Below are 15,465 nucleotides of genomic sequence, written 5' to 3'. Positions count from 1 at the left end.
CGGCACACAGCATGTTTTTTTCTCTGAGTCAGTGTGTAGGGCCGTGCATGTGGGTGATTCAGCGACGACCAACTGAACGAAGACGAAGGCGACAAGGCAATTCCAAGTAACCGCTTGTGGGAGCACGAAGCGGTTACTTTTCTTGTCACACAATGCTCCCGACACAGAAATTATCAGCAGCAATAAGCAACAGCAGCAATCATCGTTTTCACGATCCTCCGGAGAGGTGCGCCGAGGCGCCTCTCGGGACAACTTTCCCTTCACGACAGCAGACGCAGATGTGACCTGGCGGGCAGATAGGCCCTTCCTGGTGACTGCCTTTCCCATTGTAGCTTGAGAGACCGACGACCGCAACAGCCTGGCCTGGTTTGTTTGAGCTTGGTCTTTCTGCCTGCATGGGTGAGGCAGGATCTGGGTTGCGTGCAGCGAGGCCGTCTGTCGCGCAAGGAAAGGTTTTCCTCCGTGAAGCTCTAGTGAGAGGAGAATATCACACATGACAGTGAGCAGCAAGGCCGTTGCGCTCCCGGAGCGTGTCTCTTTCGCGCGTATTCCGGATATACGGCCAATGCCGGGCCTGATCCAGATCCAGCTTGATTCCTTTGAGTGGTTCAAGCGAGAGGGCCTGCGCGAGGTTTTTGAAGAGATCTCTCCTATTGAAGATTTTACTGGAAAAAATCTCAGTCTGGAGTTTATTGTCCCGCCTGAGCCGTTCGGCAAGCCCAAGTATAGCGAGGATGAGTGTCGCGACCGCGACGCCACCTATGCCGCCCCGCTCACGGTCAAGGCTCGCCTGATCAACAAAGAGACAGGCGAGGTCATCGAAAAAGACATCTTTATGGGGGACTTTCCCCTGATGACCAAGCAGGGCACCTTTATTATCAATGGCGTCGAGCGCGTCGTCGTCAGCCAGCTTGTGCGCTCGCCGGGGGTCTACTTTACCGCCGAAGAGGATGCCAGCACTGGGCGCAAGCTCTTCGCGGCCAAGCTCATCCCGAACCGCGGCGCCTGGCTGGAGTTTGAAACGAGCAATAAAAATCTCCTCTCCGTTAAGATTGATCGCAAGCGCAAGCTGCCTGTCACTACTCTGCTGCGCGCTGTCGCCAGCATTGCCCGTGAGCAGTGGCACACCGAGGACGTCGATCTGACGACGGATCAGGGCATGATTAATGCCTTCAGCGAGGCTGACAACGATCCCAACGTGCGCTACATACAGACCACGCTGGATCGTGACCCGGTCAAGCGTGAAGAGGAAGCCCTGCTCGAACTCTACAAGAAGCTACGTCCTGGTGATCCCGCCACCCTCGATAACGCGCGCTCGCTGGTACGTAACCTTTTCTTCAATCCGCGGCGCTATGACCTGGGCAATGTAGGCCGCTACAAGCTCAACCGCAAGCTAGAGCTGGCGGTGCCGCAGCATATCCGCGTCCTGACCCTGGATGATCTGGTCCATATTATCCGTCGCCTGATCCGCCTTAACAACGGACACGGGCGCAAGGATGACATTGACCATCTGGGCAATCGCCGCGTGCGCTGCGTCGGCGAGCTGATTCAGTCGCAGTTCCGTGTCGGCTTGCTGCGCATGGAGCGCGTCGTTAAGGAGCGCATGAGCATCCAGGAGCCGGGCCAGGCGACGCCTAACGCCCTGATCAACATTCGCCCGGTTGTGGCGGCCATGCGCGAATTCTTCAGTGGCAGCCAGCTCTCGCAGTTCATGGAGCAGACCAACGCCCTGGCGGAGATCGGCCACAAGCGCCGCCTGTCGGCCCTGGGTCCTGGTGGCCTCTCGCGCGAGCGTGCCGGGCTGGACGTGCGCGACGTCCATCGCTCGCACTACGGGCGTATCTGCCCCATCGAGACGCCGGAAGGCCCTAACATCGGTCTGATCGGCTATCTGGCCACCTATGGCCAGGTCAACCCTTATGGCTTCATCGAGACGCCCTATCGCAAGGTCTACCGCCGTCTGCGGGCCAATGACCCCCGTCTCATCGGGCGGGAGTTCCGCGGCGTGGTCGGGCGCGAGCGCGAAGATGTCGTCGACGAAAACGGCCAGGTTCTGGTGAAGGCCCACGAGCGCGTGCGCGTTGATGAAGAACTCTTCCAGAAGCTGTCGAAGGTGCTCGGCGACGCCTGGGTACATGTCCGGGCCTTTGTCACCGATGAGGTGCAATATCTGACCGCCGACGACGAAGAGAACTACAAGATCGCCCAGGTGAACGCCCCGCTGTTGGAGAACGGCGAGTTCGCCGAAGAGCGCACGCTAGCCCGCTATCAGGGCGAGTTCATCATGGACAGCACAGACAACATGGACTTCATGGATGTCTCGCCCCGTCAGGCGGTGAGCGTAGCGACCGCGCTCATCCCCTTCCTGGAGCACGACGACGTTAACCGCGCGCTTATGGGCGCTAATATGCAGCGTCAGGCGGTGCCCCTGCTGCGCCCGCAGGCGCCGGTCTGCGGCACTGGTATCGAGCGGCAGGTGGCGATTGACTCCGGTCAGGTAGTCGTCAGCGAAGTCGATGGCGAGGTCGTCAAGTCGACGGCGCGCGTCATCGAAATCATGGACGACAAGGGCGAGATCCATACCTATCGCCTGCGCAAGTTCATGCGCTCCAACGCCGGTACCTGCATTAACCAGCGGCCCATCGTGCGCAAGCGCGATCGCGTGCGCGCCGGGCAGGTGATCGCTGACAGCTCCTCGACCCAGGATGGCGAGCTGGCCCTTGGACAGAATATTCTGGTGGCCTTCATGAGCTGGGAGGGCGGCAACTTCGAGGACGCCATTCTGATCAGTGAGCGTATTGTCCGCGAGGACCTCTTCACCTCGATCCATATCGAGAAGTATGAGGTAGATGCGCGCGATACCAAGCTCGGCCCCGAGGAGATCACGCGCGATATTCCGAACGTGGGTGAAGAGGGCCTGCGTAACCTCGACGAGCGCGGCATCATCTATGTCGGCGCCGAGGTCGGGCCGCAAGATATCCTGGTAGGTAAAATCACGCCCAAGGGCGAGACCGAGCTGACCGCGGAGGAGAAGCTGCTGCGCGCCATCTTCGGTGAGAAAGCGCGCGAGGTCAAAGATACCTCGCTGCGTGTCCCGCATGGCGAGCGCGGCAAGGTGGTCGAGGTCAAGGTCTTCTCGCGCGAGAACGGCGATGAGCTGCCGCCGGGAGTCAATCAGTTGGTGCGCGTCAGCATTGCCCAGAAGCGCAAGATCGGCGCTGGCGACAAGATGGCCGGGCGCCACGGTAACAAGGGCGTCATCTCGCGCGTTCTCCCCATCGAGGATATGCCGTTCCTGCCGGACGGCACGCCCGTCGATATCATTCTCAACCCGCTGGGTGTGCCGCACCGCATGAACCTCGGGCAGATCCTAGAGACGCATCTAGGCTGGGCCGCCACGGCGCTGGGCATCAAGATCGCAACACCGGTCTTCGATGGTGCCACTGAGGCCGACGTGACCGAGCTACTGCGCCGGGCCAACCTGCCGGAGAGCGGCAAGATTCAGCTCTTCGATGGGCGCACCGGCGAGCCGTTCGATCAGCCGATCACGGTGGGTTACACCTACATGCTCAAGCTGGCCCACCTCGTCGAAGACAAGGTCCATGCGCGCTCGACCGGCCCCTACAGCCTGATCACGCAGCAGCCGCTCGGTGGTAAGGCGCAGTTCGGAGGCCAGCGCTTTGGCGAAATGGAGGTCTGGGCGCTCGAAGCCTACGGCGCGGCCTACATCCTGCAGGAGATTCTCACCGTCAAATCGGATGACGTAGTAGGCCGTGTCAAGACCTACGAGGCCATTGTCAAAGGCGAGAACATTATCGAGCCGGGTGTGCCCGAGTCCTTCAAGGTCCTGGTCAAAGAATTGCAGAGCCTGGGGATCAACGTAGAGGTCCTCAACGAAGATGATCAGAAGATCCAGTTCGTTGAGGATAGCTCGAACGACGTCATGCCCGAGCTAGGTATCAATCTGTCCGGTTTCGAGGGAGATCAGTAAGGGAACCGGTGAGAGCGCCCCGCGCCATCTCTCCGTCCCGGCGGTCGCTTGCAGCGCTCCGCTACCGACCGAGCAGAATGGTGGCCCTGGTCCTCTGGCCCGTGCCTTCCAGGCCTAAGCCAGCGCCCTCGGCCTGGCAACTAGCGCCCTTTCCTCAGCGTCCACCGCAAGGCAGAGCAGGCGCCAGGTCCCAAACGAAGGCACTGGCCGGAGGAATCGGCGCGCCGCACGACCCTGGCAACGAAACGGCAAACGCGACAGCGCAGAAAAAAAGCACACTCATTGAGGAAGGAACGAAGAAGTGAGCATAGTGGAGGTGGCCGGGGCCTTTCCCTTTCCCACCAGGAGGCAGCATGCTCGAAGTCAACGATTTCAACGCAATTCGCATTAGTCTCGCCAGTCCCGAGCAGATTCGCAGTTGGAGCTACGGCGAGGTCACGAAACCGGAGACCATCAACTACCGCACTCTCAGACCAGAGAAAGACGGCCTCTTCTGCGAACGAATCTTCGGCCCTACGAAGGACTGGGAGTGCTATTGTGGAAAATATAAGCGCGTCCGTTTCAAGGGCATCGTCTGCGATAAGTGTGGCGTCGAGGTCGCGCGCTCAAAGGTGCGCCGCGAGCGCATGGGCCATATCGAGCTGGCTTCGCCGGTCAGCCACATCTGGTACTTTAAGGGCATCCCCAGCCGCATCGGCCTCTTGCTCGATCTGTCGCCGCGCAACCTGGAGCGCATCCTCTACTTTGCGCTCTACGTGGTCACCCATATCGACGAAGAGGCGCGCCAGAAAGCCCTGATGGAGCTGGATCGCGAGCTGGCCAACCTCCAGCAGACGACAGAGGAGGAGGTTGTCGAACGTGTCGACAGCCTCAAGGAACAGCGCGACAGCGAGATCCAGGATGAGCGCGCCCGTCTGGCGGCTCGCATCCGTCAGATCCAGGAGGAGCGCGAGCGCGATCTAGAGCGAGCCCGGCAGGCTGAGAGCGAGACGCTGGCCGAGCTGCGCGCCCAGCGTGGCAAGCCGGCGGAGGATGATATTGTCTATGAGCCGACCGGCCAAATCATCGTCCCTCGCGGCGAAGTCGTCACCCTCAAGCATATCGAGCTGCTAGAGCAGGTGGCTGAGACCTGTCGCAACGACATCGCCGAGCAGGCTCGCCACGCCCTAGAAGCCGTGCGCGCCGAGAGCGAACGCGAGGCCGAGCGCCTCAACCTGGACTACCAGGGCCAGATCGATTTATTGCAGTCGCAGCTTGAATCGCAGCGTACCGATCGCCGTCATCGCCTGGAGCAGCTACGCCGCGACCTGGTCAACCTCAAAAAGATGGATCTGCTCCAGGAGAATCGCTACCGCGAGCTGAAGGAGGCCTTCGGCAACGTCTTCCGCGCTGGTATGGGCGCCGAGGCCGTGCGTGAACTCATTGCCGATATCGATCTCGATAAGCTGGCGATGGAGCTGCGCCAGGAGATCAGCTCGACGGTGGGCCAGCGGCGCAAGAAGGCCACCAAGCGCCTCAAGGTCGTGGAGGCCTTCCGCAAGTCGGGCAACCGCCCTGAGTGGATGATCCTGACGGTTCTGCCGGTCCTGCCGCCTGAGCTGCGCCCGATGGTCCAGCTTGATGGCGGACGCTTCGCAACCTCTGACCTCAATGACCTTTATCGGCGTGTCATTAACCGTAACAACCGACTGAAGAGGCTGCTGGAGCTGAGCGCGCCGGAGATCATCATTCGCAATGAAAAGCGCATGCTGCAAGAGGCATGCGACGCCCTCATCGATAACGGGCGCCGCGGGCGCGCGGTAGCCGGCTCAGGCAACCACAAGCTTAAGAGCCTCTCCGACATGCTCAAAGGAAAGCAGGGCCGCTTCCGCCAGAACCTGCTTGGTAAGCGCGTTGACTACTCTGGCCGCTCGGTCATCGTCGTTGGCCCTGAGCTAAAGCTGCACCAGTGTGGCCTGCCCAAGCGCATGGCGCTGGAGCTATTCAAGCCCTTTGTCATGCGCAAGCTGGTTGAGCGCGGCGACGCTCACAACATCAAGAGCGCCAAGCGCTTCGTCGAGCGCGTCCGGCCCGAAGTCTGGGACGTCCTTGAGGAAGTCATCAAGGACCATCCCGTCCTGCTCAACCGTGCGCCGACGCTGCACCGCCTGGGCTTGCAGGCCTTTGAAGCCGTGCTTGTCGAAGGCAGCGCCATCCAGCTTCACCCGCTGGTCTGCTCGGCCTTCAACGCCGACTTCGACGGAGACCAGATGGCCGTTCACGTCCCGCTGTCCGAGAAAGCCCAGGACGAAGCGCGCCAGTACATGATGTCCACGCGCAACCTGCTCCTACCGGCCACCGGCGAGCCGTCAATCGGTGCCACCGGTGACATGGTGCTTGGCTGCTTCTACCTGACGCAGGATCGTCCGGGCAAGAAGGGCGAAGGGCGCGTCTTTGCCGATCCTACCGAAGCCCTGCTGGCCTACCATCATGGCGTCATCGACCTGCAGGCCTTGATCAAAGTGCGCATGGACGGCGTGCATATCTACGACGAGCCGCCACCGGCGGGGCCGACCATGTACGCGCAGCGCCAGCTCATTACCACCACTGTCGGGCGCATCATCTTCAATGAGTCGCTGCCCGAGCGCATGCGCTTCAAGAACTACCCGATGAGAAAAGATGACCTGCGCGCACTGATCTCCGAATGTTACAAGGAGTATGGGCGCGTCAAAACCTGCGAGCTGGCGGACGAGATCAAGCGCCTCGGCTTCTCCTATGCCACCAAGGCCGGCGCTACCATCGCCATGAGCGATGTCAAGGTGCCCGAGGGCAAGGCCGAGGAGCTAGCCAAGGCCGACGCCAAGATTGCCGCGCTAGAAGAGCAGTACCGTGAGGGTCTCATCACCGACTTCGAGAAGTACCAGCAGACGATCGACATCTGGAACGAAGTCACCGAGAACATCACCAAGATGGTCGAACAGACGCTGGACCCCTACGGTGCCATATACACAATCGCCAAGTCTGGCGCGACCAAGGCCCGTTTCCAGCAGATCCGACAGCTCTCCGGCATGCGCGGCCTGATGGCCAGCCCGTCCGGTAAAATCATCGACGTGCCCATCCGTGGCAACTTCCGCGAAGGGCTGAGCGTACTGGAGTACTTTATCAGCAGCCACGGTGCGCGCAAAGGTCTGGCTGACACCGCCCTGCGCACGGCCGAGTCGGGTTATCTGACACGGCGCCTGATCGACGTCGCCCAGGATGTCATCGTCACAGAAGAGGACTGCCAGACCACAGAAGGCATCCTGATCACCGATGAGGACAGCAAAGAGATGATGCTGCCCGATATCCGCCAGCGCATCATCGGGCGCATCCTACTGGAGCCGATCCCTGGCTTCGAGCACCTCATCGAGGTCGGCGATGAGATCACGGAAGATATCGCCGATGCTCTCGTAGCAGCGGGCGTCAAGCAGGTGCGGGTCCGCTCCGTGCTGGGCTGCCAGACGCGCCGCGGTGTCTGCCGGAAGTGCTATGGCCGCGACCTGGCCGAAAACAGCCTGGTCCGCCTGGGGCAGGCCGTCGGAATCATCGCCGCCCAATCCATCGGCGAGCCAGGTACCCAGCTGACTATGCGTACCTTCCACACCGGTGGTATCGCGGGCGCTCAGGGCGACATCACCCAGGGTCTACCGCGCATCGAAGAGCTGTTCGAGGCGCGCGTCCCCAAAGATAAGGCGGAAATCAGCGAAATCGATGGTGTCGTCGAGATCATCAAAGACGAAAATACCGGCACGCGCACCGTGCGTGTTGTCTCGACCAACACCATCTTTGATGAGTACCGCCTGCCGCCTGGCTCGGAGATCCTCGTCAACGAGCACGACCAGGTGCAGAAAGATCAGTTGCTGGCGCTGGAGCCGCCACAGAACGGCAGCGAGCCGCGCGAGGTGCGCGCGCGCACCAGCGGCGAGGTGCTTTTCAACCAGGAGGGTGTTCTGACGATCCGCTCCGAAGAGCGCGACGAGCGCACCTATCCAGTGCCGGCGGCCCGCAGCCTGGCCGTTACCCAGGGGCAGTACATCAAGGCCGGTACGCCCATCACCAGCGGCCACCTCGACCCGCAGGACGTCCTGCGCATCCTCGGGCGCGAAGCGGTACAGATGTACCTGGTCAAGGAGGTACAGCGCATCTACCGCAATACCGGTGTGCGTATCAACGACAAGCACATCGAGATCATCATTCGGCAGATGCTGCGCCGTGTGCGCGTCGAGGAGCCGGGCGATACCGACATGCTGCCTAACGACCTGGTTGACCGCTTCGTCTTCGCCGAGACCAACGCGCGTGTCCTGGCCGAAGGCGGCGAGCCAGCCCGCGCCCAGACCGTGCTGCTGGGTGTCACCAAGGCCTCGCTCAACACCGATAGCTTCCTGGCCGCAGCTTCGTTCCAGGAGACCACGCGTGTACTGACCGAGGCGGCCATTCAGGGCCAGACCGACCATCTGGTGGGCCTCAAGGAGAACGTCATCATCGGCAAGCTCATCCCGGCTGGCTCTGGCTTCCTGCAGCGGCGCCGCGAACAGTTGGCGCGCCAGCAGCAAGTTCAGCAGCGCCTGGCGAGTGCTCCCAGCGTGGCCGGCGTGGGTGCAGGCCTGAGTGGCAGCTCTGGAAGCAACGGCCACAGCAGCGGTACCCCTGGCGTGGCTCTTGACAGCCTGAGTGATGAGTGATACCATATACAACCGCGCATAGATTGAGAAGGGGCGCGCACCAGCGCGCCCCTTTAGAGGACAGTTAGGGGAGGATTGCTCGTTGCCAACGATCAATCAGTTGGTCCGTAAGGGCCGTTCCAAGAAGGTCAGACGCTCGAAGGCTCCAGCGCTGTTGTTTTCCTATAACGCGCTGAAGAACCGTGTTATGCGCATGCGGGGCGCGCCGCAGAAGCGCGGCGTGTGCACGCAGATCCGTACGATGACGCCCAAGAAACCGAACTCGGCCATGCGCAAAATTGCGCGCGTGCGCTTGAGTAACTTGATGGAGGTAACGGCCTATATCCCTGGTGAGGGCCACAACCTCCAGGAGCACTCGGTAGTGTTGATCCGCGGTGGGCGCGTCAAGGATCTGCCCAGTGTGCGCTACCATATCATTCGCGGCACGCTGGATAGCGAGGGTGTCGCCAAGCGACGCCGCGGTCGCTCGAAGTATGGAGCCAAGCGGCCCAAGCCTGGGCAGGCGGCGGCCACTCCAGCCGCCAGGGGTGGTAAGAAGTAGCGCGTGGGCGGCTGCTGAAGCGCAGCAGAAGCATGCCAGAAGCATAGCCATCCGACCCGCCTCATTCCCCGCTTCCCTGCCCGATACCGCCTGAGAGCGTTCAGGTAGGTCGGTTTACAGGTCGTGCATCTCGTTCGAATCACGCACGCATCGGCGCCCTTCTCGCTCGATGTGTGTCGGGTGTCCTCCACGTCTGTCCCTCTGCCAGGCAGGCAATAAAAAAGGCATGCGCTCGCTCTGGCGTGTCACGTGGAAAGAGACGCTCGTTTGTTTGTCTGTCCTTCGCTCACCTGCGCCAGAGAGCGTCGGCGTTGGTGAGCGGGCCAGGGCAAGTAAGCAAGAGAAGGAAAATGGCAGCCAGGAAGACACATGGCTGCCTCCAGAGAGCTGATCGCTGAGAAAAGAAAAGCCGACTGGCTGGCTGGCTACCACCCCTGGCCTCGTATCTCGTCTAGAGCTAGCCGGCAAGGTCATCCTCGCTGTATCGTCTGGGGTACGGGTTGTTCTAGGTAAGACCGTTAGCAACAGGGAGAGAACACGAAGGAGAGGCTTGCCAGCGCCGCTTGCTCATCTCGTAATAACCAGCCCCGGGCGGGTCGGCAGATGGAGGCTGGGCCAAACAGAGTGCCAGCAGCCAGGTGCAGCATACGCAATAGTAGCAGCAGAAAAATACTGGTAAGCACATACACAGCGCAGAATAACGGTATGGAGAGGCCCGCTGGCTAGAGCCGAGCGCCAGGCAGGTAATGAGCTACCTGCGCTGGCCTTCGCTAGCAACGTCGGCCTGCCCCTGTGGGGAGCTTCCCGCCAGGGGAGCACCAGGGAAAGAAGAGGCTTGTTGTGCCACGACTGGCGGGGCGGTCTGCTCTCGCCGCGTGGAGTGGAGTAGCTGTCGCTGCCTCCATGCCGCGCTGTGGGCCTGACCTGGCTCCCGTTCATCTGGGGAGTGGTGGAGGCAGGTGGTGGTAGGTATGGCAAGAACCATGAGCGTAGGCCAGGTGGGCGAGGAGCAAGATGGCACCTCACCGTCAAGGCAAAGAACGCTAGGCTAGCTGAGAAGAGGAGAAAGGCGGAGACGTCTGGCCGGATCGCCCTGGGTGGATGCGAGAAGCGGGAGGAGTAAGCAGGTAAGCGCGGCCAGCGAGCAAAGAAAAAAGCATGTTCGCGGCAGCAGATCCGCTGCCCTGCCGAACAAGCAAGCAGTAGAAAAGGGCCTGCACCGGCCAAGGCAGACGGAGTCTCCGCTATTGGGCTTGCACCGGCCGTCAAGCGGTGGTGTAAACTCAAGAGCGGCTGATCCGCGATCCGGTGCGGCTACTATCGTTGCTGATGCTGTAGGCGTCCGTATCCGATTGTAGCTTCCGTTCTCATCGGCGAGCAGCAGAAGCAAAAGTACATTCCTCTCATGCAAGGATGGGTGTCCTGTCCGAGAGAGCTGCCAGGCTGGTGGCGCGAGCAGTAGCCTGCCTGGCTCAGCAGCGCAACTGGCCGAAGTCGCTGGCAGGCCAAGGTGCCACAAGCAGAGGCAAGGCCAGTCTCAGCAGGCGCTCGAAATAGCTCGGCGTTCGCCTTGCTGCCCTCTGACCGACCGTGGGAAAGCGGGTGAGGGTAGAAGAGGCAGAGCAGACCAGGTCGGGTCAGCAGGTCCAGGTGTCAGCTACAATCGAAGCGACGCCTTTTCTGGTGCTTTGCACAAGGCAGGTATCATAGGTACATACGTAGGTAGCGTAGCGTAAATGCTCGTCTGCGCGCGTGAGTGGTCTGTGGCCCATCTCACGGCCCGGGCTGACAGGAGGAGCGGCGGCGAGCATATGTGTCGACCGCGAAGCGAAAGGGAGGAAAAGGAACCTTGCCAAGACGCAAACGTGTCCGTCGGTCAGAGTCAGACAAGCAGAACAAGGACACTAGCCGGAAGTATGAGTATCGACGTGGGGTGCGCCGGCTCGAAGTCGTAGACCCTAAGTACCAGAGCCGCAAGGTGGCGAGCTTCATCGGCAAGCTGATGGTCGACGGCAAAAAGAGCCTGGCCGAGCGTATCCTCTACCAGGCTTTCGCTTTAATCGAGCAGCGGCAAAAGCGCCCAGCGCTGGAGGTCTTTGAACAGGCAATTAAGAATGCTACGCCGACGGTCGAAGTCAAGCCTCGCCGTGTCGGCGGCTCGACCTATCAGGTGCCTGTCAATGTCCGCGAAGAGCGCGGCCTCTCCCTCGCTATGCGCTGGCTCATCCACTCTGCTCGGGCGCGTACCGGCAAGAGCATGGTGGAGAAGCTCGCTAACGAGATTATGGACGCTGCCGCCGGACAGGGTGCCACCATCAAGAAGAGGGAGGAGACCCACAGGATGGCGGAGTCCAACAAGGCTTTCATCCATTATCGCTGGTAATACTCAAACATGTCTAGAGAATATTCACTCGAAAGAACGCGGAACATCGGTATCATCGCCCATATTGACGCGGGAAAAACGACGACGACCGAGCGCATCCTCTTCTATACCAAGAAGATTCACCGCATGGGTGAGGTTCACGAAGGGGCTGCGACGATGGACTGGATGGTACAGGAGCAGGAGCGCGGCATCACCATCACGGCTGCGGCTACAACCTGCTTCTGGCTTGACCATCGCATCAATATCATCGATACGCCCGGTCACGTCGACTTTACGGCTGAGGTCGAGCGCTCACTGCGCGTCCTCGATGGGGGGATTGTTATCTTCGATGCCGTCGCCGGCGTCGAACCCCAGTCCGAGACTGTCTGGCGCCAGGCCAATAAGTACAATGTCCCGCGGATCTGCTTTGTCAACAAGATGGACCGCGTCGGAGCTGATTTCTGGCGCACCATCCAGATGATCCGTGACCGTTTGGGGGCGAACCCTCTTCCTATCCAGATACCTATCGGTGCAGAGAGCGACTTTAAGGGCTTCATCGATCTCATCGAGCAGCATGCCGTGATTTTCCTCGATGAGTTGGGGACGCGGCCTGAACCGACGCCCATCCCTGCCGAGCTGGAGGAAGAGGCCAAGCGTCACCGTGATGCGCTCATCGAGCGTGTCGCCGAGACCGATGAGGAGCTGACCCTCAAGTATCTTGAGGGCGAGGAGATTACCAAGGAGGAGATCCGGGCTGCCCTCCGCAAAGCAACGATTGCCGGCACTCTGGTGCCGGTACTTTGTGGCTCCGCCTTGCGTAATAAAGGCGTTCAGGCTTTGCTGGATGCGGTAGTCGCTTATCTTCCCTCCCCGCTCGATATCCATCCTCCCGTCGGCATCAATCCCAATACCGGAGAACAGGTGACGCTCAGGGTGGCTGATGATGCTCCATTTAGCGCCCTGGCCTTCAAGATTGTCTCCGATCCCTTCGTGGGCCGTCTGGCCTATCTGCGCGTCTATTCCGGCACTCTGACCAAAGGCTCTTCGGTCGAAAATACGACCAAGGGCAAAACAGAGCGCATCGGTCGCCTGCTGCGCATGCATGCCAACCATCGCGAGGATATCGATGAGATTCGCGCCGGCGATATTTGTGCCGCCGTTGGCCTGCGCAACACCTTCACCGGCGACACCCTCTGCGATCCTCAGCACCCGGTGATTCTGGAGTCGATCTCCTTCCCTGAGCCGGTGATCGAGATCGCTATAGAGCCGAAGACGCGCGGTGATCAAGATAAAATGGCCATCGCCCTCGGGAAGTTGGCCGAGGAAGATCCCACGTTCCAGGTGCGCACTGATCCCGAAAGCGGTCAGACCATTATCCGTGGAATGGGTGAGCTGCATCTGGAGGTGATCGTCGACCGCCTCTTCCGCGAGTTCAAGGTTGAGGCGAACATCGGGCGCCCCCAGGTGGCCTATCGCGAGACCATTACGCGCGAGGCGACGGCCCAGGGCCGCTACGTCCGCCAGACCGGTGGTCGCGGCCAGTACGGCGATGTCTGGATTCGCGTCGAACCCAATCCTGGCAAGGGCTTCGAGTTTATCAACGCCATCGTGGGCGGCGTCATCCCGAAGGAGTATATCAAGCCGGTTGAGATCGGTATCCGCGAGACGCTGGAGAACGGCATCATCGCTGGCTACCCGATGATCGATGTCAAGGTCACGCTCTTCGATGGCTCCTATCACGAGGTCGATTCGAGTGAGATGGCCTTCAAGACCGCCGGGTCGCTAGCGATTAAAGAGGCGGCGCGCAAGGCTGGTCCCATCTTGTTGGAGCCGGTGATGCTGGTCGAGGTAACCACATCCGAGGAGTTCTATGGCGATATCATCGGCGACCTGAACCGTCGCCGTGGCGTGATCTTGGGCATGGAGAGCCGTGGCTCCGTGTATGTGGTGCGGGCTCATGTCCCCCTGGCCGAAATGTTCGGCTACGTCAATGATCTTCGTTCCTTGACCAGTGGGCGGGCCAGCTATTCGATGCAGTTTGATCACTACGAGCCGGTGCCGCGCAATATCGCGGATGAGATTATTGGTAAGGCGGCTGCCAGCTAGGAAGAAAAGACGCTGCTGCTGGCAGCGCCTCCTTTCCCGCTGTGGGATAGGCGGACTCTGGAGTCCGGTGCGCGCCTCTCTCCTTCCTTCGAACAAAGTGATAGAGGGCAGGAGAGACAGAAAGGCCAGGCCCGCGCCGCTCCTCCTGTACCAACGGCTGGCAATGCCCGGCTCTCGCGAGTCCTGGAGCCGATGCCAGGGGACGGCCTCCCAGGGCACTGTCCTGAGCTATATGCCGCTCAGATGGGCGCCGGGGACGTCGGTCCAGGCAACCAACCCCGCCCGGCGGCAGGCTTAGCTCTTGGTGTACGGTCTCTTCTCCTTACTTTGGAGCGGACCGACTCTATCTCTGGTCGCGTCGTGCGGCGCTCGCTTCCCGAACGCGCCCGCACTTCACGCACCCTTGCTCGCACAAACAAACCAAGTGCGTGCTACTCTATCTTGGCTGGTAATCGTGAAGCGATGCTGTTGCAAGGTGCAGCCCCTGGGCACGTTGTCGCATGTCCTATTGCACTGAGCATGTGAGCATTAAGAAGTGAGGATGAACAATGGCGAAGCAGAAGTTTGAGCGGACGAAGCCGCATGTGAATGTGGGAACGATCGGGCACATTGACCACGGGAAGACGACGCTGACGGCGGCGATCACGCGGGTGCTCTCGCGGGTGCTGCCCAGCAGCGTGAACAAGTACGTGGCCTTCGACCAGATCGATAAGGCGCCCGAGGAGCGGGCCCGCGGGATCACGATCTCGATCTCGCACGTGGAATACGAGACGGAGAAGCGCCACTATGCGCATGTGGACTGTCCCGGCCACGCGGACTACATCAAGAACATGATCACCGGGGCGGCGCAGATGGACGGGGCGATCCTGGTGGTGAGCGCGCCGGATGGGCCGATGCCGCAGACGAGAGAGCATATCTTGCTGGCGAGACAGGTGGAAGTGCCGGCGATGGTGGTGTTTTTGAACAAGGTGGATATGCTGGAGGATGAGGAGCTGCTGGAGCTGGTGGAGCTGGAGGTGAGGGAGCTGCTGTCGAAGTACGAGTTTCCGGGGGATGAGGTGCCGGTGATCCGGGGGTCGGCGCTGAAGGCGCTGGAGAGCAAGGGGGACCTGACGCGCAACGATCCGGATGCGCGCTGTATCTGGGAGCTGCTGGATGCGGTGGATACGTACATTCCGACGCCGCAGCGGCCGATCGATAAGCCGTTCCTGATGCCGATCGAGGATGTGTTTGGGATTAAGGGGAGAGGGACGGTGGTGACAGGGAGGATTGAGCGAGGGAAGATTAAGGTGAATGATCAGGTGGATATTGTGGGGTTCAGCGATGAGGTGAGGACGGTGGTGGTGACGGGAGTGGAGATGTTCAACAAGACGCTGGATGAGGGGCTGGCGGGGGACAATGTGGGCTGCCTGCTGAGAGGAGTGGAGCGAGACGAGGTAGAGCGAGGGCAGGTGTTGGCGGCGCCGAAGTCGATCAAGCCGCATAAGGTGTTCAAGGCGCAGGTGTATGTGTTGTCGAAGGAGGAGGGAGGGAGGCACACGCCGTTTGTGTCTGGGTACAAGCCGCAGTTTTACATTCGGACGACGGACGTGACGGGGACGGTGAGGTTGCCGCAGGGGGTGGAGATGGTGATGCCGGGGGATCATGTGAACATGACGGTGGAGCTGATCTATCCGGTGGCGATGGAGGAAGGGGTGCGCTTTGCGATCCGCGAAGGTGGGCGCACCGTCGGCGCCGGCGTCTGCACCGAGGTGATTGAATAACA

Annotated in this window: 6 protein-coding genes; all 6 read left to right on the top strand. The window is 60.8% G+C overall.

Features of this window, described 5'->3' with window-relative positions; all coding sequences use genetic code 11:
- Positions 1-493: 493 nt before the first annotated feature.
- Entirely contained in the window at positions 494-3,991 is a 3,498-nt protein-coding gene (rpoB, locus tag AC6H1L_RS08560) for a DNA-directed RNA polymerase subunit beta (protein WP_497601077.1), read from the top strand.
- Positions 3,992-4,344: 353 nt separating this feature from the next.
- Complete coding sequence (rpoC, locus tag AC6H1L_RS08555) at positions 4,345-8,691, top strand: DNA-directed RNA polymerase subunit beta' (RefSeq protein ID WP_497601076.1); 4,347 nt, start codon at positions 4,345-4,347, stop codon at positions 8,689-8,691.
- A gap of 82 nt (positions 8,692-8,773) precedes the next feature.
- Positions 8,774-9,232, top strand: coding sequence for a 30S ribosomal protein S12 (gene rpsL, locus AC6H1L_RS08550; RefSeq protein ID WP_297166256.1), 459 nt, complete (start codon positions 8,774-8,776; stop codon positions 9,230-9,232).
- Positions 9,233-11,165: 1,933 nt separating this feature from the next.
- Complete coding sequence (rpsG, locus tag AC6H1L_RS08545) at positions 11,166-11,615, top strand: 30S ribosomal protein S7 (RefSeq protein ID WP_497601528.1); 450 nt, start codon at positions 11,166-11,168, stop codon at positions 11,613-11,615.
- Positions 11,616-11,624: 9 nt separating this feature from the next.
- Entirely contained in the window at positions 11,625-13,700 is a 2,076-nt protein-coding gene (fusA, locus tag AC6H1L_RS08540) for an elongation factor G (RefSeq protein ID WP_497601075.1), read from the top strand.
- Between the two features lie 548 nt (positions 13,701-14,248).
- Complete coding sequence (tuf, locus tag AC6H1L_RS08535) at positions 14,249-15,463, top strand: elongation factor Tu (RefSeq protein ID WP_497601074.1); 1,215 nt, start codon at positions 14,249-14,251, stop codon at positions 15,461-15,463.
- Positions 15,464-15,465 lie beyond the last annotated feature (2 nt).

The organism is Thermogemmatispora argillosa (genome assembly GCF_059696725.1).
Note: the sequence above shows the minus strand (reverse complement) of the source record. Positions and strands in the feature narration are given on the sequence as shown.

Coding starts and splice junctions, on each gene's coding strand:
- rpoB (WP_497601077.1), top strand. CDS start 494: ATGACAGTGAGCAGCAAGGCCGTTGCGCTCCCGGAGCGTGTCTCTTTC.
- rpoC (WP_497601076.1), top strand. CDS start 4,345: ATGCTCGAAGTCAACGATTTCAACGCAATTCGCATTAGTCTCGCCAGT.
- fusA (WP_497601075.1), top strand. CDS start 11,625: ATGTCTAGAGAATATTCACTCGAAAGAACGCGGAACATCGGTATCATC.
- tuf (WP_497601074.1), top strand. CDS start 14,249: ATGGCGAAGCAGAAGTTTGAGCGGACGAAGCCGCATGTGAATGTGGGA.